Origin of the sequence: Streptomyces sp. NPDC007901, assembly GCF_042959465.1 — a bacterium.
GTDB lineage: Bacteria > Actinomycetota > Actinomycetes > Streptomycetales > Streptomycetaceae > Streptomyces.
Map to the genome: position 1 here is coordinate 51,738 of NZ_JBIBKW010000020.1, position 17,983 is coordinate 69,720.

General features: G+C 71.0%; 18 protein-coding genes. 7 read left to right on the plus strand and 11 right to left on the minus strand.

Annotated elements, in window-relative coordinates; all coding sequences use genetic code 11:
- Positions 1-3: 3 nt before the first annotated feature.
- The 6 genes from ACFZDK_RS42900 to ACFZDK_RS42925 form a co-directional block, all read right to left on the minus strand.
- Positions 4-1,356 (minus strand): extracellular solute-binding protein, encoded by a 1,353-nt coding sequence (locus ACFZDK_RS42900; protein WP_390981151.1) that lies wholly within the window; start codon positions 1,354-1,356, stop codon positions 4-6.
- A 149-nt stretch (positions 1,357-1,505) separates the two neighbouring features.
- On the minus strand, positions 1,506-2,501 hold the full coding sequence (locus ACFZDK_RS42905) for a substrate-binding domain-containing protein (RefSeq protein WP_390981153.1): 996 nt from the start codon (positions 2,499-2,501) through the stop codon (positions 1,506-1,508).
- Positions 2,502-2,577: 76 nt separating this feature from the next.
- Positions 2,578-3,393 (minus strand): ABC transporter permease subunit, encoded by an 816-nt coding sequence (locus ACFZDK_RS42910; RefSeq protein WP_390981155.1) that lies wholly within the window; start codon positions 3,391-3,393, stop codon positions 2,578-2,580.
- An 18-nt stretch (positions 3,394-3,411) separates the two neighbouring features.
- Positions 3,412-4,275: an ABC transporter permease subunit gene (locus ACFZDK_RS42915; RefSeq protein ID WP_390981157.1), complete on the minus strand. Its 864-nt coding sequence runs from the start codon at positions 4,273-4,275 to the stop codon at positions 3,412-3,414.
- Positions 4,276-4,278: 3 nt separating this feature from the next.
- Positions 4,279-5,469, minus strand: a complete 1,191-nt coding sequence (locus ACFZDK_RS42920; protein ID WP_390981159.1) for an extracellular solute-binding protein — start codon at positions 5,467-5,469, stop codon at positions 4,279-4,281.
- Between the two features lie 29 nt (positions 5,470-5,498).
- Positions 5,499-6,530, minus strand: a complete 1,032-nt coding sequence (locus tag ACFZDK_RS42925; protein WP_390981161.1) for an ATP-binding cassette domain-containing protein — start codon at positions 6,528-6,530, stop codon at positions 5,499-5,501.
- A 138-nt stretch (positions 6,531-6,668) separates the two neighbouring features.
- On the opposite strand from ACFZDK_RS42925, the gene ACFZDK_RS42930 reads away from it, so the two are divergent.
- Both ACFZDK_RS42930 and ACFZDK_RS42935 read left to right on the plus strand, forming a co-directional pair.
- Positions 6,669-7,394 (plus strand): GntR family transcriptional regulator, encoded by a 726-nt coding sequence (locus ACFZDK_RS42930; RefSeq protein ID WP_390981345.1) that lies wholly within the window; start codon positions 6,669-6,671, stop codon positions 7,392-7,394.
- Between the two features lie 38 nt (positions 7,395-7,432).
- Positions 7,433-8,212, plus strand: coding sequence for a cache domain-containing protein (locus tag ACFZDK_RS42935; protein ID WP_390981163.1), 780 nt, complete (start codon positions 7,433-7,435; stop codon positions 8,210-8,212).
- 74 nt (positions 8,213-8,286) lie between these two features.
- Here ACFZDK_RS42935 and ACFZDK_RS42940 read toward each other — a convergent pair whose 3' ends face one another.
- Complete coding sequence (locus ACFZDK_RS42940) at positions 8,287-8,958, minus strand: hypothetical protein (RefSeq protein WP_390981165.1); 672 nt, start codon at positions 8,956-8,958, stop codon at positions 8,287-8,289.
- A 231-nt stretch (positions 8,959-9,189) separates the two neighbouring features.
- Between ACFZDK_RS42940 and ACFZDK_RS42945 the strand changes: the two genes are divergently transcribed.
- Together ACFZDK_RS42945 and ACFZDK_RS42950 are read left to right on the plus strand one after the other, a co-directional pair.
- On the plus strand, positions 9,190-9,846 hold the full coding sequence (locus ACFZDK_RS42945) for a helix-turn-helix domain-containing protein (protein ID WP_390981167.1): 657 nt from the start codon (positions 9,190-9,192) through the stop codon (positions 9,844-9,846).
- Positions 9,847-9,882: 36 nt separating this feature from the next.
- A complete protein-coding gene (locus ACFZDK_RS42950) occupies positions 9,883-10,479 on the plus strand; it encodes a toxin-antitoxin system, toxin component (protein ID WP_390981347.1) in 597 nt (198 codons plus the stop codon).
- 35 nt (positions 10,480-10,514) lie between these two features.
- On the opposite strand, the gene ACFZDK_RS42955 is transcribed toward ACFZDK_RS42950, so the two are convergent.
- Positions 10,515-11,474, minus strand: coding sequence for an alpha/beta fold hydrolase (locus ACFZDK_RS42955; protein ID WP_390981349.1), 960 nt, complete (start codon positions 11,472-11,474; stop codon positions 10,515-10,517).
- A 313-nt stretch (positions 11,475-11,787) separates the two neighbouring features.
- Here ACFZDK_RS42955 and ACFZDK_RS42960 point away from each other — a divergent pair, with 313 nt between their 5' ends.
- Complete coding sequence (locus ACFZDK_RS42960) at positions 11,788-12,015, plus strand: hypothetical protein (RefSeq protein WP_390981169.1); 228 nt, start codon at positions 11,788-11,790, stop codon at positions 12,013-12,015.
- Between the two features lie 16 nt (positions 12,016-12,031).
- On the opposite strand, the gene ACFZDK_RS42965 is transcribed toward ACFZDK_RS42960, so the two are convergent.
- Both ACFZDK_RS42965 and ACFZDK_RS42970 read right to left on the minus strand, forming a co-directional pair.
- A complete protein-coding gene (locus ACFZDK_RS42965) occupies positions 12,032-12,712 on the minus strand; it encodes a 4'-phosphopantetheinyl transferase superfamily protein (RefSeq protein ID WP_390981171.1) in 681 nt (226 codons plus the stop codon).
- Positions 12,660-13,565: a metallophosphoesterase gene (locus ACFZDK_RS42970; protein ID WP_390981173.1), complete on the minus strand. Its 906-nt coding sequence runs from the start codon at positions 13,563-13,565 to the stop codon at positions 12,660-12,662. The genes ACFZDK_RS42965 and ACFZDK_RS42970 overlap by 53 nt, the downstream gene beginning before the upstream one ends.
- Before the next feature lie 353 nt (positions 13,566-13,918).
- Between ACFZDK_RS42970 and ACFZDK_RS42975 the strand changes: the two genes are divergently transcribed.
- Both ACFZDK_RS42975 and ACFZDK_RS42980 read left to right on the plus strand, forming a co-directional pair.
- Positions 13,919-15,040: an ATP-grasp domain-containing protein gene (locus tag ACFZDK_RS42975; protein ID WP_390981175.1), complete on the plus strand. Its 1,122-nt coding sequence runs from the start codon at positions 13,919-13,921 to the stop codon at positions 15,038-15,040.
- A gap of 223 nt (positions 15,041-15,263) precedes the next feature.
- The gene (locus ACFZDK_RS42980) at positions 15,264-16,943 is read left to right on the plus strand and encodes a carbohydrate binding domain-containing protein (protein ID WP_390981177.1); all 1,680 of its coding nucleotides are present in this window, start codon (positions 15,264-15,266) and stop codon (positions 16,941-16,943) included.
- Between the two features lie 30 nt (positions 16,944-16,973).
- Here ACFZDK_RS42980 and ACFZDK_RS42985 read toward each other — a convergent pair whose 3' ends face one another.
- A complete protein-coding gene (locus ACFZDK_RS42985) occupies positions 16,974-17,849 on the minus strand; it encodes a sulfotransferase (protein ID WP_390981179.1) in 876 nt (291 codons plus the stop codon).
- Between the last annotated feature and the right edge of the window lie 134 nt (positions 17,850-17,983).

The following is a 17,983-nucleotide window of genomic DNA, read 5'->3' on the forward strand; positions in this document are numbered from 1 at the left end:
CGGTCAGCCCCTGGCCAGGATGCCGTCGATCTTGCCGTTGGCGTCCTTGAGGAGCTGGTCGATGTCGGCGTCCTTCTTGGTGAGGACGGCGGAGACGGTGCCGTCGAGGACGGAGTAGATCTGCTGGGCGTCCGGCGGCTCGATCTTCATCTCCAGTGACTGGTTGCCGTCCAGGAACGCCTGGTAGTTCTCCACCGGCACGTTGGCGTTGGCCTTCTTGACCGCCTGGTCCTTGGCGTCGGCGGCGCCGGTGAACAGGCGCGGCTCGGGCAGGCCGACGGGCGCGTCGTTCTTCTTGGCGCGGGCGTAGTCGCCGAGGAAGCCGTCACCGGGGGTGAGGAACATGGAGTCGAGCCACTTGAGGCCGGCGCGGATCTGGGCCGGGGTGTCCTTCTTGTTGAACATGTAGCCGTCGCCGCCGATGAGCGTGCCCTTGCCGCCGGGCATCGGGCCGAGGGCGAGGTCCTTGTAGTTGCCGCCCTTCTCCTTCACCAGGATCGGGATGTTGTCCGGGGCGGAGAGGTACATGCCGAGCTTGCCCGAACCCATCATCTGCTGGACGTCGTTGATGATCAGCAGCTGCTTGCTGCCCATCGAGTTGTCGGTCCAGCGCATGTCGTGCAGGTTCTGCAGGACCGCGTGGCCCTCGGGGGTGTCGACGGTCGCGGACTTGCCGTCGGCGGAGACGACGTCACCGCCCTGGGAGTACATCTCGGCGGTGAAGTGCCAGCCGCCCTGGTTCTGGGCGCTGTAGTCGGCGTACCCGACGGTGCCGTTGCCGAGCGCGGCGATCTTCTTGGCGTCGGCGCGGACCTCTTCCCAGGTCGTCGGGGGCTTGTCGGGGTCGAGGCCGGCCTGCTGGAAGAGCTTGCGGTTGTAGATCAGACCCATCGAGTAGCCGGTGCGCGGAATGCCGTAGACCTTGCCGCCGACGGTGTAGATGTCCCGCAGCTGCTGCTGGATGGTGTCGTAGCTCTGCAACTCCTTGAGATACGGCGTGAGATCGGCCGCCTGGTTGATGTCCACGACGTGCTTGGCGTCGGTGAAGTACGTGTAGAACACGTCCTCCATCTGGCCGCCGGCCAGTTTGGCGTCGAAGGTCTTCGGGTCCTGGCAGGGGAACGCGTCGTGCGCGACGACGTCGATGTCCGGGTTCTGCTTCTCGAAGGTCGCGATGTCCTGGTCGAAGAAGGAGCGGTCGACCTTGGCGCTCTTGGGCGGCTCGCAGTTGACGGTGATGCGCGTCTTGCCGCTCCCCGCGTCGTCGTCACTCGACCCGCAGGCCGAGGCGGAGAGCGCGAGCGAGGAACAGACGCCTATCGCGACGAGAGCACGGCGGAACCCGGTGCTGGACATCGGTGGACCCCCCAGACAGGAGCAGTGGGCGCCGCACCGGGACCGGTGGGCGCCGCACACTCAAGCACCGGAAGCAAGAGTCCGCAATATGTCGCGCAGAATCTGTAATTATTTGACAGTGGATGGGATCTCCTGGATAACTCCCTGTCTCAGTCGCGAGGCGCTTGCGCGGTGGAACCGCGGACCACCAGCTCGGGCTCGAAGAGCAGCTCCTCGGGGGCCACGGCGCTGCCGTTGACCTGTGCGTTCAGCAGCTCCACGGCGGCCCTGCCCATGGCCTCGATGGGCTGGCGGACGGTGGTGAGCGGCGGTTCGGTGCAGTTCATGAAAGCGGAGTCGTCGTAGCCGACGACCGAGACCCGGGACGGGACGTCCAGGCCCTTGCGGCGGGCCGCCCGGATCGCGCCGAGCGCAAGCGGATCACTGGCGCAGATGATCCCGGTGACGCCCTGGTCGATGAGCCGGGTGGCGGCCGCGTGACCGCCCTCGATGGAGAACATGGCGCGGACGACACGCTCCTCGGGGAGCTCCCCCAGGGCCCGCGCGGCGGCCAGCTTGCGGGCCGAGGGGACATGGTCGGCCGGGCCGAGGACGAGACCGATCCGCTCGTGGCCGAGGGAGGCCAGGTGCCGCCAGGCCTGCTCCACCGCCACCGCGTCGTCGCAGGACACCGCGGGGAAACCGAGGTGCTCGATGGCCGCGTTGACCAGCACCACCGGAATGTTGCGTTCGGCGAGCAGCCGGTAGTGGTCGTGCGGGGCGTCGGCCTGGGCGTACAGCCCGCCGGCGAACACCACGCCCGAGACCTGCTGTTGCAGCAGCAACTCGACGTAGTCGGCCTCGGAGACCCCGCCCTTGGTCTGGGTGCACAGCACCGGGGTGAGCCCGAGCTGCGCCAGCGCGCCGCCGATGACCTCGGCGAAGGCCGGGAAGATGGGGTTCTGCAGCTCGGGCAGGACCAGGCCGACGAGCCGGGCGCGCTCGCCGCGCAGTTGGGTGGGCCGCTCGTAGCCGAGGACGTCCAGGGCCGAGAGCACCGCCTGCCGGGTGGCCTCGGAGACCCCGGGCTTGCCGTTGAGCACCCGGCTGACCGTGGCCTCGCTGACCCCGACCTTCTTGGCCACTTCCGCAAGTCGTCGCGTCATACACGCAAGGATAGCGCAAGTTACGCAAGCTGCTTGCGTAACCGTCGAAAGTCGGCCCTCCTCAGCCGGCCGGGGATCAGACGCGACTGGCGGTCGCGGTGTCCGCCGACAGCCGCTGCGCGACATAGATCGGGACGACGGACAGCAGGACGAGGACGGCCGCCACCACGTTCACCACCGGCGCCTGCTGGGGCCGGGTCATGTTGTCGAAGATCCACAGGGGCAGGGTCTGGACACCCGGACCGGCGGTGAAGGTGGTGACGACGATCTCGTCGAAGGAGAGGGCGAAGGCGAGCAGCCCGCCCGCCAGCAGCGCCGAGCGCACCAGCGGGAAGGTGACGTCGGCGAAGGCGCGGAAGGTGTCGGCGCCCAGGTCGGCCGCCGCTTCCTCGTAGCTCCCGGAGGTGCGGCGCAGCCGGGCGACGACGTTGTTGAAGACGATCACCACACAGAAGGTGGCGTGTCCGACGACCACGGTGAACAGGCCGAGCCCGACGCCGAGCGGCGCGAGGACCGTGCTGAAGGCCGAGTTGAGGGCGATGCCGGTGACGATGCCGGGCAGCGCGATCGGCAGGACGACCACGAAGGACAGGCCGTCCCGGCCGAAGAAGCGGTACCGGGCGACGGCGAAGGCGACGAGCGTGCCGAGCACCAGCGCGATCGCGGTGGCGCCGAGCCCGGCCTTCACCGAGGTCCACAGGGCCTCGCGGGCGCCGGAGCTGTGCCAGGCGGCCGACCACCAGCGGGTGGTCAGGCCGGGCGGCGGCCAGCTCGCGCTCCGGTCGGGGTTGAGGGAGTTGACGAGGACCAGCAGCAGCGGCACGTAGATCACGGCGAAGCCGAGGCCGGCGGCGACACGGAGGGCGATACGGGCGGATCGGGAGAGTGGCATGTGACATAACACCCGTCGTCAGAGGCTGCTCAACGCGCCCGTCCGCCGCATCGCCAGCAGATACAGCACGATGACGACGACCGGGACGGTGGCGAGCGCGGCGGCCATGGGCAGGTTGAGTTCGATGTTGGCGTAGACGAGGTTGCCGATGAGCTGGGTCTTCCCGCCGACGATCTGCACGGTGATGTAGTCGCCGAGGCTGAGCGAGAAGGTGAACACCGACCCGGCGGCGACGGACGGCAGCACCATCGGCAGCACCACGGACCGGAAGGTCCGCCCGGCCCGCGCCCCCAGGTCCGCCGACGCGTCCAGCAGGTTGTCGGGCAGCTGCTCCAGCGCGGTGTGGATCGGCAGGATCATGTACGGCAGCCACAGGTACGTCAGGGTGAGCACGGTGGCCGGCAGGCCGAAGCCGGGCCCGCTCAGCCCGAACGGCTTCAGCGCCCAGTCGGCGAGCCCGCCCTCGGAGAGGATCAGCCGCCAGGCGTACACCTTGACCAGGTAACTCGCCCACAGCGGGGTGAGGATGGCGACGACGAGCAGCGGGCGGCGACTCGGTTTGGCCACCCGCGCCGTGTAGAAGGCGACCGGGAAGGCGATCACCGCGCACAGGGCGGTCACCGCGAGGGCCACGCCGACGCTGCGCAGGATCACCTGCCGGAACACCGGCGTGGTGAACAGCTCGTGGAAGTTGTCGGTCGACCAGACCTTCACCACCTCGGAGGTGAAGGAGTCCGTCGTCCAGAACGCGGAGACGAACAGCACGGCCAGCGAACCGAGGTAGAGCACCGCAAGCCACAGCAGCGGGGCACTCAGCAGCAGGACGAGACGGAGCCGGGGGCGCCGGTGCAGCGCCCCCGCGGTCCGGGTGAGCACGGTCATGGCTCAGCCCTTGATCTCGGTCCAGGCCTGCACCCACTTGGCGTACGGCACGCACGTGACGTCGGTGCGGCCGTCCAGGCACTGCTCGATGGGCGTGTTCCAGAAGGCGATGCTCTTCCAGTAGCTCTCGTCGGCCGCGTGGTAGGTCGCGCAGAAGTTCTTGTCGCTGGTCAGGTCGCAGGCCTTGGCGTTGGCCGGGGCCTCGCCGAAGTACTCGGCGACCTCGGCGTTGACCTTCGGGGAGACGATCCAGTCGAGCCATTTGTAGGCGCAGTTGGGGTGCTTGGCCTTGGCGGAGACCATCCAGGTGTCGGACCAGCCCGTGGAACCCTCCTTGGGTACGAAGGCCTTGACCTTCGCGCCCTCGTCGGCGGCAAGGTTGGCGATGACCTGCCAGGTCGTACCCACCACCGAGTCGCCGCTCTTGAAGGCTGAGATCTCCTTGAGGTAGTCGCTCCAGTACTCGCCGATGTCGGCGTTCTGCTTCTTCAGCAGGGCGACGGCCGCGTCGAACTGCTTCTGGTCGAGCGCGTAGGGGTCCTTGATCTTCAACTCGGGCCTGGTGGCCTTGAGGTACAGGGCCGCGTCGGCGATGTAGATCGGCGAGTCGTAGGCCGTCACATGGCCCTTGTACGTCCCGGCGTCGTCGAAGACGGCGGACCAGGAGGTGGGCGCGGGGCTGACCTTCTGGGTGTTGTACATCAGCAGGTTGGCGCCGCGGCCGTGCGGGATGCCGTACATCTGGCCCTTGACGGAGTTCCAGGCGCCGTTCTTCAGGCCGCTGAAGATGTCCTGGTAGTTCGGTACGAGCTTGGTGTTGACGGGGGCCGCGTCGCCGGAGGCGATCAGGCGCAGTGAGGCGTCGCCGGACGCGGAGACGGCGTCGTACTCCCCCGTCTTCATCAGTTTGACCATCTCGTCGGAGCTGGCGGCGACCTTGGAGTGGACCTGGCAGCCGGTCTGCTTCTCGAAGTCGGTGACCCAGTCGACCTTGGGGTCGTCGGAGCCGTCCTCGACATAGCCCGCCCAGGCGATCAGGTTCACCTCGCCCTCGGTCTTGCCGAGCTTGGCGAGCGGCTTGAGGTCGGGCGGGTTGAGGCCGGTCGAGGAGCCGGAGCCGGAGGAGCCGCAGGCGGTGGCGGCCAGCAGCAGGGCGGCCACGGCGGCCGAGGTGAGGGGACGGGTGAGGCGCACGACGTACTCCAGACGTGAGGGACGGCGGATCAGTCGGGGACGTGGACGGTGTGCCGGCGCTGCCAGCGCAGCCGGACGCGGGTGCCGCGGTAGGCGGCGACGTCCTCGGCCGAGGTGTCGAGGTTCTGCTGGAGCGCGGTGAGCCGGCCGCCGCCGTCCAGGTCGACCAGGAAGCGGGTGGCGTCGCCGAGGTAGACGACCTCGGCGACGGTGCCGACGGCGGTGGCCTGGTCCGGGGCGTCCGCGTCGTCGGTCTCCTCGACGACCCGGATCTTCTCGGGCCGGATGCTGTGGGTGCCGTCCTCGCCGAGCACGCGCCGGGCGGCGTCGCCGGTGAGCAGGTTGGAGGTGCCGACGAAGGAGGCGACGAACGGCGTGGCGGGGCGTTCGTAGATCTCCGCGGGGGTGCCGACCTGTTCGATACGGCCCTGGTGGAAGACGGCGACGCGGTCGCTCATCGTCAGGGCCTCCTCCTGGTCGTGGGTGACGAAGACGAAGGTGATGCCCACCTCGCGTTGCAGGGCCTTGAGTTCGATCTGCATCTGCTCGCGGAGCTTGAGGTCGAGGGCGCCGAGGGGTTCGTCGAGGAGCAGGACGCGGGGGCGGCCGACGAGGGCGCGGGCGAGGGCCACGCGCTGGCGCTGGCCGCCGGAGAGCTGGGAGGGACGGCGCCCGCCGTAGCCCTCCAGGCGGACCTCGCTGAGCGCCTTGCGGGCGCGGACCAGGCGTTCGGCCTTGGGGGTGCCACGGACCTTCAGCGAGTACGCGACGTTCTGCTCGACGGTCATGTGCGGGAACAGGGCGTAGTCCTGGAAGACCGTGTGCACGTCCCGTTCGAAGGGGGCGCGGCGGGTGACGTCCTGGCCGGCGAGTTCGATCACGCCCGCGGTGGGGGTCTCGAAGCCGGCGATCAGACGCAGGACGGTGGTCTTGCCGGAGCCGGAGGGGCCGAGCATCGAGAAGAACTCGCCGTCGCGGATCTCCAGGTCGACCCCGGCCACGGCGCTGGTCTCGCCGAACGACTTCCGCAGATCCCGCAACCGGATCGCGCTGGCCTCCATGGGCGGGAACCTTTCTGGAGCTCTCTTGCGTTGAACGTGATGATCGGAAAGATATGAAGTCATAGTTCAAAGCTCAAGACCCTTCTGAGGTAAAGCTTGGGTCAACGCATAGGGTGGTGGGCCGTGGAACAGCAGCAGATGGACGGCGGCGCCCGAAAGGCCGTCTTCGCCCCGGTGGACAGCCGGGCCCGGGTGGACGCCGTGGTGCGCCGGATCGGCGACGCCATCGAACTCGGCCTGCTCGCCGACGGGGAGCAGCTGCCGGGCGAGACGGAGCTGGCCGGACAGCTCGGGGTGTCCACGGTGACCCTGCGGGAGGCGCTGATGGCGCTGCGCCAGCAGGGGTTGGTCGTCACCCGCCGGGGCCGCGGCGGCGGCAGCTTCGTCGCGCTCCCCGACCTGCCCGGCGAGGAACGGCTCAGGGAGCGGCTGCGCGGCTGGAGCCCCGAGGAGCTGCGCGACCTCGGCGACCACTGGGCGGCCCTGTCCGGCACCGCCGCCCACCTCGCCGCCCAGCGCACCGAGGACCACGACCTGGACCAGCTCCGCCGGACCACCGAGGAGCTGCGCAAGGCACCGGACGCGCCCGCCCGCAGCCGGGTGTACGGCCGCTTCCACGTCGAGCTGGCCGCCGCCGCCCAGTCGGCCCGGCTCACCCGCGAACAGGTCGCCCTCCAGACGGAGGTCGGGGCGCTGCTCTGCCTTGTGCTCGGTGACGACGAATATCGTGAAGAGGTGGCGGACCGTCACCGGTCCGTAATCTCCGCCGTGCAGGATGGGGCGCACACATCGGCCAGGGAGCTGGCCGAGCGGTGCGTACGGGACTCGACGGCGCGGCTCATCGCCCTGCGTCTGGCCCTCTAGCCGCGCCGCGCCCGCTCCCCCGTCCGCTGGAGGGCAGCATGAGCCGCAGCACCGCCCCCTCCGGTGCCCTGACCGCCACGCTCGACACCGCCGCGGAGCACGTGGCCGCGCGGGTCGGCCACGCCCTGGAGACGGTGTTCGACGCCGTCGCGCAGACCCGCGCCGACACGGCCGCGCTGCTGGCCCGGGTGGCCGCCGAGGGCCGCCGGCCGGTCACCGCGGACCTGGCCGCGCTCCGCCCCGGCCTCCACCTCCGGCTGACCCGGCAGGAGTTGGTCTCCGGCGTCGGTTTCGTGGCCGCGCCCGGACTGCTGGCCGACGTCCCGGCCTGGCTGGAGTGGTGGCAGACCGACGCCCAGGGAGACGTACGACCGCTCCTCCTGGACCTCGACCCGCGATCGTCGGCGTACTCGGACTACACGCACTGGGACTGGTTCGCGCTGCCCCGGGACACCGGGCGGCGGGCGGTGGCCGGGCCGTACGTCGACTACCTCTGCTCGGACGAGTACAGCCTCACCCTGTCCGCGCCGGTGGAGCTGGCCGGCCGTTTCCTGGGCGTGGCCGCGGCCGACGTGTATCTACGGCACTTCGAGGCGGCCGCGCTGCCCCTGCTGCGCGAACTGCCCGGACCCGCCCGGCTGGTCAACGCGCGCGGGCGGGTGGCGGCGTCGGCGGACCCGGCGCGGCTGGCCGGCTCGCTCACCAAGGGCCCGGACTTCGCGGCCGTGCTGGAGAGCGGGCGGCCGGGCGTGTTCGCCGGGGCCCGGCTGGTGCCGTGCCAGGGGGTGCCGCTCGTGCTGGTGGTGGCCCCGGCCTGAGGCGGTCCCCGAAGCGCACCGGAGCGGACGGCCGGCCCGGCGCCGTCGGCGACCTGAACGCCGGCGGTGCCGGGTCAGACTTCGGTGACGGGGACCACGGTCAGATGGGCGCCCAGGCCGCCGGGCCGGCGGGAGCGGCGCGGGGCGGTGGCGGGGCGGGGGGAGTCGCGCAGCACCAGGGTGTAACGCGCGTAGCCCATGTCGCACAGGGTCTTGGGGGTCTCGCCGACGACCCGGCACTCGGTGACGCCGAGCAGCGGATCGGGGTGCAGCAGCAGCCGGACGGCGCCGTCGAGCTGTGCGCCCTGCTCGCCGACCACGCGCAGCCAGTGCGGCAGGCCGTGCCGGAAGGCGGCCTCCATGATGGGGTCCTGGGCGATCTCCCGGCGGATCGACTGGAGTTCGTGGTCGTGGCCGTACCGCTCCAGGGTGGTCTTGAACTGGGCCAGCATCGGCAGGCACCAGCCGGCCTCGTGCGCGCCGAGCACCGAGCCGACCTCGGGATGGAACAGGACGAACCGGAGGAAGTTGTCCCCGGGCATGGCCGTGGGGTGCGGGGCGATCCCGCGGAAAAGTGTCTCGAACGCGCTGTTGGCGAGCACCACGTCCCAGCGGTGGTCGACCACCAGGGACGGAAAGGGGACCGCGTCCAGCAGCAACGCGTAGTCCTGGAGATAGGCCTGCGCCTCAAGACTCTCGGGGACGGGCCGCGGCACCGGCCGCCGCCCACCTGCCTGATATGCCATCGGGAGGTCACCCCTCTTGCCTATGCGGCCTTCTCGCGGCGTTGTGATCCTGCTGCCCCACCCAGAGTCATGTCAACTATCGTGGCATTTCATGCCTGTTGACGTCCGAAACTGGCCACAGTTGTGGCGAGACCTGGATGCGAGTTCGAACCACCCGCTAATCTCCGGGAGGCTCACGGCAACGCTTGTGAGAAGCCCCTGATTCCTCTGAGAGACGTAGGAGTTCTGTCGGTGACGGATGGCTACGAGGATCCGGGCGCCTCGGCGACCGCCCAGCTGCCGGCCGTCGTCGCCCGGGTCACCGCACTCGCAGACCGGCTCGGCGTGCCGCACGCCGAGGTCTTCGACGTCGGACGGCTCTCCTACGCCTGCGGCGCCCCCGAGTCCGTGGTCAAGGCCCTGCTGAGCGGCCGGACCGCGGGCGAGCCCGACGTCCAGGCCCGCTTCCTGCAACGCCTCGACCTGCTGCGCCGCACCCGGCTCAAGCCCGGCGGCCGCAAACACACCCAGCAGGAGATCGCCGACGGCGCCGGCATGTCCCGGCAGCAGGCCGGTGCCCTCATCAACGGCGACCGGCGTCCGACCATGGAGCACTGCGACGCCCTCCAGCGGTTCTTCCGCGTGCACGCCGGTTTCCTGACCGCGGAGGACCCCGAGGCGCTCGCCGGGGCCCTGCAGCGCGTCGAGCAGGAGCTGCTGCAGAAGCTGGCCGACCGGGAGCGGGCCGCGGCCGAGGCCGCCGAGGACCCGCTGCAGCGGCTGCTCCAGGATCACGGCGTGCGCGGCATCGCCTGGCGGGCCGCCCAGCTGCCCACGGACCAGCACCGGGACAAGGTCGCGCAGTGGCTGGACATGCTGCTGGAGAGCGTCCGGCGGCCGGAGTCGTGAGCTGAGGGAGCGCGGACAGTGGGCATCGGCAGGGACATGCGCCGGCTCAGCGGTGAGCTGGTCGGGGAACTGACGCTGTCCGCGCCCGCCCCGCCGCACGAGCTGTACCGGGCCCTGTGCGAGGCGATGAGCCGCCGCCACGGCCGCCCCGTCCTGTGCCGTACGGCCGTCTTCCCGCCCGGCACGGCCAGCGGGCTCTGGCTCGACCTGACCGACCGCGACCTGGTCGTGGTCGAGGAAGGCACCGCGCCCGACCATCAGTTGGTGATCCTCGGCCACGAGCTGTGGCACCTGTACGCCGGGCACCACGGCCATGACGTCGAGGGGATCGGCGCGGCGGCACGGCTCCTCGACGAGGCCACGGGCAGGCATGCGGGCGCAGGCACGGGCACGGATGACACCGGGCCGGGCGCCGACCGGGCCGCGGTGCAGGCCGCCGTGCGGGCCGCCGTCCAGGGGGTGGCCGCCCGCACCCGCTTCGACCGGGGCGAGGAACGGGACGCGGAGACCTTCGGGCTGCTGCTGGCCAGCAAGTGCCGGACCTGGTTCGCGGGTTCGGCCCTGCGCGGGCCGGTGCGGCGGCACGACGTGGCCGGTCGTATCGAGGCGTCGCTGGGCTATCCGGGGAAGTGACGCGCGGCACGTGACCCAGGGCCGCCGACGCGCCGTCAGGTGGCACTGCGCTCGCTGGCCTCGCGCAGGTCGTGGGGTGCGGCGAGGCCGGGGGCGGTGCCGGAGTCCGGACGCCCGTCCCGCAGCAGCGCGCGCCAGTGCTCGCGGCTCCAGTCCGCCGGGGCCGTGCCCGCGGTGAACTCCTCCACCAGGGCGACGAACCGGGCCGGGTCGGTGTGGAACGGGAAGTGGCCGGCGCCCTCGAAGATCTCCAGCCGGGCGCCCGGCATCGCCGCCAGGGCGCGGTGGGCGTGCCGTACCGGGACCACGCTGTCCCGGTCGCCCCACAGCAGCATCGTCGGCATGCCCTCGGTGAGATAGCAGCGGTCGAGCATCGTGACGACCTGGCCGCGCCAGTCGACGACCGCGCGCAGGGTGCGGATGAAGGCGTTGCGGGAGGTCTCGTCGGGGAGGGCGTCGACCAGGGTGAGCAGTTCGGGGGCGTCCTGGCCGAGGTCGGTGTCCAGGAGCCTCAGCAGCCGTGCCGCGAGGCCGACCTGGAGCCGCATGCCGGGCAGCCGCAGCGCGGACAGCAGCAGATGGGCGCCGGGCAGCGAGACGAGCCGGAGCACGGGGTTGACCTCACGGCCGACACCGCCGGCGCTGACCAGGACCAGCCGCTCGGTGCGCTCGGGGAACTGGTAGGCGAACTGCATCGCCACGCCCCCGCCCAGCGAGTGCCCGACCAGGGTCGCGGACTCGACGCCCAGCGTGGTCAGCAGGTCCCGCACGCCGTTGGCGTAGGCGGCGACCGAGTAGTCGGCCCGGGGCTTGTCGGACTCGCCGTGGCCGAGCAGGTCGGGGGCGATCACGGTGTGGGTGCGGGCGAGGTCGGGGATGAGTTCGGCCCAGGTCGCCGAGGAGTCCCCGATGCCGTGCACCAGCACGAGGGCGGGCCCCTCGCCGGCCATGCGGAAGGCGCGCCGGTAGCCGTGCACGACCCGGTGGTGAGTCATCAGCTCCCGGTCGCCCACCGGCCGCAGCCGCGTGGGGCGTCCCGGGCGGCCATGCGTCACGTCCTCCACGGCTCGGCCTCCCCCGCTCTCCCGGGCGCGTGTGCCGCCGCCCGATGTCCCTTCCTTCCAGGGTAGGGAGACATTCCCTCAGGGAATTTCGGCGAGGTTTCGCCTCCGCTAAGCGGGCGAACCGGAAGCGGGCTCGGGGGCGTTGTCAGTGGCGGACGGCAAGCTGGGGGGTGCGCACCGCACACGCGGTGTGCCCGCGCCGCGCGGGCGCGTGACCGTGACGACCGACGGGGAGAGCCGACCGATGCCCACCGCCGTACTGACCGACCGTGAGCGCACCGCCGTCCAGGCCTATCTGCGGCTGCTGCACACCGTGCGCGCCGCCTTCGACGGACCACCCGACGGCGCCCGTCCCTTCGTGGTCCCACCGGCCGTGCTCGCCGAGGCCGAGGAGGCACTGGCCCGGACCGGACTCATGGGCAACGAGGAGGCGTTCTTCCGGCTGCTGCACGACTGGTGCCCACCCACCTGAGCCGGCGGCGGGGCGGTCAGGGGTGCGGCACGACCACAGCCGAGGTCAGCATGCCGTGCCCCACGCTCCAGCGGCCCTCGAAGAGCTGCAGCCGCTCCGCGCCGAGCTGCGGGCCGGGGACGAGGAGGCGGGCGCTCAGGGTGCCGTGCGGCCGTGCGCCGGGCTCCGGGACGAGCTCGATGTCGGCCTCCATGAAGTCCAGCCACCTGCCGGTGAGGGGGAACCACGCCTTGTAGACGGACTCCTTGGCGCTGAACAGCAGCCGGTCCCAGTGCACGCCGGGCCGCTCGGCCGCGAGCCGGGCCAGGCGCTCCCGCTCGGAGGGCAGCAGCACGGACTCGCCGACGCCCTCGGGGAGCGCCGCGTGCGGTTCGGCGTCGATGCCGAGGGAGGCCAGGTCGCCGGCGCGGGCCAGGGCGGCGGCGCAGTAGCCCTCGCAGTGGGTCATGCTGCCGATCAGCCCGTCCGGCCAGCGCGGGGCGCCGCGCTCGCCGCTCACGACGGGCTGCGGCTCCACTCCGAGCTTCTCCATGGCGCTCCTGGCGCAGGCGCGCACGGCGGAGAACTCGCGGCGCCGCTTGGGCACGGCGCGGGCCACGAGCGCCGCCTCCTCGGGGTAGAGGGGGGCCTCGCGGACCGCCTCGTCACCGAGCATCTCCACGGCCACCACCGACTCCGGGAGCAGCTCCTCGATCACCGGTTGCGACCTCCATCGGCAGAATGCGGCGCAGCTCGCCCGGCGGACGGGAGCGCTTGCGCCACTCGCGGGGGTATCCCACAGAGACCTCTTCGAAGCGGACGCCGTCCAGCCAGGTGGTCCGGGGGATGTGGAGATGACCGTAGACCATCGTGTCGACGCGGAACCGGCGGTGCCAGTCGGCGGTGCGGGTGGTGCCGCACCACATGGCGAACTCCGGGTACCAGAGGACGTCCGTGGGGTGCCGGTCCAGCGGATAGTGGTTGGCCAGCACGGTCGGCAGGTCCTCGGGCAGCTCGGCGAGCCGGCGTTCGGTGGCCTCGACCCGGGCCCGGCACCAGGCCTCGCGGGTCGGGTAGGGGTCGGGGTGCAGCAGGTACTCGTCGTTGCAGACGATGCCGGTGCCGTGCGCGTAGGCGAGGCCCTCCTCCTTGGTGGCGGAGCCGGCCGGGAGGAAGGAGTAGTCGTACAGCAGGAACAGCGGGGCCACGACGACGGGACCGCCCGCGCCCTCCCAGACCGGGTAGGGGTCCTCGGGGCTGACCACGCCGAGCTCGCGGCAGAGCTCGACGAGATGCTCGTAGCGGGCGACTCCGCGCAGGGTGACCGGGTCCTTGGGGTGGGTCCACAGGTCGTGGTTGCCGGGCGCCCACAGCACCTTGCGGAAGCGGTTCGCGAAGGTCTCCAGCGTCCAGCGGATGTCGGCGACGGTCTCCGCGACGTCACCGGCGACGATCAGCCAGTCGTCATCCGTCTCCGGGCGCATCTTCTCGACGAGCTCGCGGTTCTCCGGGTACGAGATGTGCAGATCGCTGATGGCCAGCAACCGCCCGGCACCGGCCGTGGACTCCACACCGCACCCCTTCCGATCATGTCGTCGTCCCCCCACCACAACACATGACGGGGGCGGGGAACAAGGGCCCCTGTCGGCCTGTCGCCGACCGGTTCCCGCCGTCCGCCGGCCGGCCCGGGGCGATCGGCCGTCGTCAAGGAAACCGGGGCGGACGGTGCAGGAAAACGCGCGTGGACAGTCCGGGGAAATCCGTAACACTCGCGTTGCACGCGGGCCCCTTGAAAGCCGTATGATCCCCCCAACACCACCGCCACGAACGCCCCTTCGCCCAGGGCGGTTTGGTGTCCCTCCAACCACCCTGCCCGGGCACGGGCCCGCTGAGCCCTGCCCGAAAACCCCGAAAGGCGGCATTAATGCGCTCTCGCGTACGCGTCTGGCTCAACCGCACGTACGCGGAGAACGTGTTCTTCATGGATCAGCTGCGGAGAAATCCCAGCGACCGGGCGGTCGAGATCCATGCGACGCACGGTGACGCCGACTCCCCCGTGCTGGCCGCCGCCGACACCGCCGAACTGGAGCCGGAGGGTCTCTCCCCGGCCGCCTACGTCGAGTACGCGCTCGACCAGTGCCAGCGCCGTGGCATCGATGTCTTCGTGCCCCGCCTGCACCAGTCGGCGATCGTCGCCCACCGCGCGGACTTCGAGGCGATCGGTACGGCCCTGCTGGCGCCGACGCCGGAGGGGACCGCGGTCTTCGAGGACAAGGCGACCGCGTACGAGGCGGTGGCCTCGGTCGGGGTCCCGGTGCCGCCGTGGTGGCGGGTCCGCACGGCGGACGAACTGGCCGTCGCTGTCGAGGAGTTGGAGGCCGGCGGGCACAAGGCCTGCTTCAAGCCGGCCGCCGGTGCGGGCGGTGTGGGCTTCCGGGTGATCACACGCGCCCCCTTCTCGCTCTTTCACCTCAACGGGTTCCCGGGGCCCTATGTCCAGCTCGACCTGGTCCTGGACGCGCTGCGGCGCGCCGACCAGCCGGTGGACTGGCTGGTGATGCCCCGCCTGGAGGAGCCCGAGGTGTCCGTCGACTGCCTCACCGGGCCCGACAACCTGCTGCGGCTGGCCCTCGGCCGGACCAAGAAGGGGCGGCGGCGCGGCTTCACGCTCGACGAGCGGTGGCTGAAGCCGGCCCGGATCATCGCCGAGGGCTTCGGGCTGCACTACCTCTCCAACATCCAGTTCCGGATGTACGGCGACGAGCCGGTGCTGCTCGATGTCAACACGCGGCCCGCCGGGGGGCTGCACCAGCTGTCGCTCTGCGGGGTCAACGCGCCGTGGGCGGCTGTGCAGTTGGCGCTGGGTGAGGACCCCGGGATGATCGAGCCGCCGTTCCTTGGGCAGGACTACGCGGTGGTGTCGGGGCCGAAGCCTGTGCTGCCGTCCGTGCCGGCGGTACGGGAGGAGGCCGACGAGGTGGTGCTGCCGTCCCCGGCTGCTTCTCCTGTTGCCGTGCGGGCGGCGGCCGAGGTGCTGCCGCTTTAGCTTGTCGGCCGGGTGCGGGTTGTGTGTGGTTGCTCGCGCCCACGCGGCGGAGCCGCATATTGATACAGCCCCGCGCCCCCGGCGGGGCGCTTCAGCTCACCGGTATGGACCAATTCACGTCTCTCTCCTTGACACGTGGATTGGTCCATACCAACTTGGTTGCGCACTCCCCTTGCACCTTGGTGCAACTCCCCGAACACCCCCATTCCATCAGGGAGATCGTGTGCGTAACTCGCTCAGACGTTCCAGACGTCGGATATTCGCGCTGCTCGGGTCGGCCGCTCTCGCGCTTGCCGGGGCCATCGCGCTGCCCGGTACCGCGCAGGCGGCCAACATTCTGACCAACCCCGGCTTCGAGTCGGGGAGTCTGTCGCCCTGGTCCTGCTCCGGGAACCTCGGCTCGGTCGTGTCCTCGCCCGTGCACGGCGGCTCCAAGGCCCTCGCGGGGGCGGCCAGTTCCAGTGACAACGCCCAGTGCACGCAGACCGTCGCCGTGCAGCCCAACACGACGTACTCGCTCAGCGGCTGGGTCCGCGGCTCGTACGTCTACCTCGGGGTGACCGGCGGCGCCTCGACCTGGACGACCTCGGCATCCCAGTACAGCCAGCTGACGGTCTCCTTCACCACCGGTGCCTCGCAGACCAGCGCGCAGATCTATGTGCACGGGTGGTACGCGCAGGGCACGTACTACGCCGACGACATCAGTCTCGACGGGCCCGGCGGGAGTTCGGACACGCAGGCGCCCAGTGCGCCCTCGAACCTGACCTCCACCGGGAAGACCTCGTCGAGCGTCTCGCTGTCGTGGTCGGCCGCGACGGACAACGTCGGGGTGGCGGCCTACGACATCTACAGCGGGTCGAGCCAGGTGCTGAGCGTCTCGGGGACCTCCGCGACGGTGAGCGGACTGTCGGCCAGTACGGCGTACACGTTCACCGTGAAGGCGCGGGACGCGGCCGGGAACGTGTCGGCCGCCTCCAACGCGGTGAGCGTCACGACCGACGCGGGCAGCGGCGGCGGGACCGGCTTCAAGCAGGCCGCGCCCTATCTGTACGAGGGCTGGGGCGATCCGCCGAGTCCGACCACGGTGATGAGCGCGACCGGCGTCAAGTGGTTCACGATGGCCTTCATGCTGGACTCGGGCGGCTGCACGCCGGCCTGGGACGGCAGCCGGGCACTGACCGGCGGCGTCGACCAGACCGCGATCAACCAGATCCGGGCGGCCGGCGGTGACATCGTGCCCTCGTTCGGCGGCTGGCAGGGCAGCAAGCTCGGCGCCAACTGCTCGTCCGCGAGCGCGCTGGCCGGGGCGATCCAGAAGGTGATCGACGCCTACGGCCTCAAGGCCGTCGACATGGACATCGAGAACACGGACGAGTTCGAGAACGAGGCCGTGCAGGCGAAGATCCTGACCGCCCTGAAGACGGTCAAGGCCAACAACCCCGGTCTGAAGACGATCGTCACCTTCGGCACGTCCACCACCGGGCCGACGTACTACGGCAACCGGCTGATCGAGCAGGCTCAGTCGATCGGCGCCAACATCGACGTCTTCACGATCATGCCGTTCGACTTCGGCGGCGGCTCCGACATGTACGGCAACACCGTGAGCGCGGCCGAGGGGCTGAAGACCAAGCTGAAGTCCGCCTTCGGCTGGGACGACGCCACGGCCTACGCGCACATCGGGATCTCCGGCATGAACGGTCTCTCCGACCAGCAGGAGACCACCACCCCGGCGATCTGGACGCAGATCCGTGACTGGTCGAACGCGCACCACATCGCCCGGCTCGCCTTCTGGTCCGTCAACCGGGACCGCGGCTGCGCGGGCGGCGGAGTGGTGAGCAACTGCTCCGGCATCAGCCAGAACAACTGGCAGTTCACCGGGATCACGGCCGGCTTCACCGGCTGACCGGGGAAAGGTGGAACGGCGTGGGGGTGCCTAGAGCGGGTATCCCCACGCCTTCGCTATCTCGGCGAGGCGGGGCGGGAGTTCGGCGGTGGGGTCGGCCTGCCGGGCGGCCTGGATCCTGCCCGACTTGATCTCGCGGGACCAGTCGCCGAGCTTCGGCTTGAAGGTGCCGTGGTGCTGCTTGCCGTAGTCGAGCATGCCGCTCTCCCACGGGACCCCGATGTACTCGCACAGGCCGCGGGTGACCCGCTCGGGCTCGGCGGTGAGGTCCTCGTACGTGATCACATGGGCGCCGGTGAGCCGCTGCCGGGCCTCTTCGAGCTTCTCCGCGTAGCTGAGGACCTCGGCGCGGATCGCCTCGTGGTTGGGCTCGGCACGGCGGTTGGTCAGGGACTGGATGACGGCGCCGGGGTGGCGCAGCAGCAGGACGAACTTGGCCTCGGGCCAACATCGCTCCAGGCGCGGCCAGATGAGGGTGTTCGGCGGGGTCTTGTCGACGATGACGTCCTTGCCGCTGCGGCTGAGCTCCAGGTGCAGCACCCGGTCCCACAGGACGTGCTCCAGCTCGTCCCGGTCCAGGGCGAGTTCCTTCATGGCGTCGGCCGTGAAGTCGCGGGACATGCGGACGTGGACCGTGCGCAGATGCATCTCGTGCGGGGCGCGGATGCGGCTGTGGCTGTTCAGCAGGACGCGCAGCAGGGTGGAGCCGGAGCGCACCGAGGACAGGACGAAGACCGGGGACTCCACGAGGCGCGGGGCGAGCGGGGCCACGTAGTCGCCGGTGGGGGCCGGCCTGTGCTCGACCGGGCGCTGGGTCGGGATCGCGTCCAGGGTCTTGCGCGGCGGACTCACGGCCTGCGCCATGAGCCGTCCCCGGCGCTTCAGCCCCTTGGCGATCGCTGACATTCGCGGGTCTCGCACGGTGATGCCTCTCTGTCGTCCCTGCCGTCACGCATCCCAGGGGTGCCAGGCGAACTCAAGGTGACCAAGAGGCAAACCGCCAGGGTCACGGCGACCCGAAAAGCCGCCGTGACCAGCCA

Coding starts and splice junctions, on each gene's coding strand:
- ACFZDK_RS42930 (WP_390981345.1), top strand. CDS start 6,669: ATGGACGGCGGCGCCCGAAAGGCCGTCTTCGCCCCGGTGGACAGCCGG.
- ACFZDK_RS42960 (WP_390981169.1), top strand. CDS start 11,788: ATGCCCACCGCCGTACTGACCGACCGTGAGCGCACCGCCGTCCAGGCC.
- ACFZDK_RS42950 (WP_390981347.1), top strand. CDS start 9,883: ATGCGCCGGCTCAGCGGTGAGCTGGTCGGGGAACTGACGCTGTCCGCG.
- ACFZDK_RS42985 (WP_390981179.1), bottom strand. CDS start 17,849: ATGTCAGCGATCGCCAAGGGGCTGAAGCGCCGGGGACGGCTCATGGCG.
- ACFZDK_RS42915 (WP_390981157.1), bottom strand. CDS start 4,275: ATGACCGTGCTCACCCGGACCGCGGGGGCGCTGCACCGGCGCCCCCGG.
- ACFZDK_RS42975 (WP_390981175.1), top strand. CDS start 13,919: ATGCGCTCTCGCGTACGCGTCTGGCTCAACCGCACGTACGCGGAGAAC.
- ACFZDK_RS42910 (WP_390981155.1), bottom strand. CDS start 3,393: ATGCCACTCTCCCGATCCGCCCGTATCGCCCTCCGTGTCGCCGCCGGC.
- ACFZDK_RS42900 (WP_390981151.1), bottom strand. CDS start 1,356: ATGTCCAGCACCGGGTTCCGCCGTGCTCTCGTCGCGATAGGCGTCTGT.
- ACFZDK_RS42905 (WP_390981153.1), bottom strand. CDS start 2,501: ATGACGCGACGACTTGCGGAAGTGGCCAAGAAGGTCGGGGTCAGCGAG.
- ACFZDK_RS42940 (WP_390981165.1), bottom strand. CDS start 8,958: ATGGCATATCAGGCAGGTGGGCGGCGGCCGGTGCCGCGGCCCGTCCCC.
- ACFZDK_RS42955 (WP_390981349.1), bottom strand. CDS start 11,474: ATGACTCACCACCGGGTCGTGCACGGCTACCGGCGCGCCTTCCGCATG.
- ACFZDK_RS42925 (WP_390981161.1), bottom strand. CDS start 6,530: ATGGAGGCCAGCGCGATCCGGTTGCGGGATCTGCGGAAGTCGTTCGGC.
- ACFZDK_RS42935 (WP_390981163.1), top strand. CDS start 7,433: ATGAGCCGCAGCACCGCCCCCTCCGGTGCCCTGACCGCCACGCTCGAC.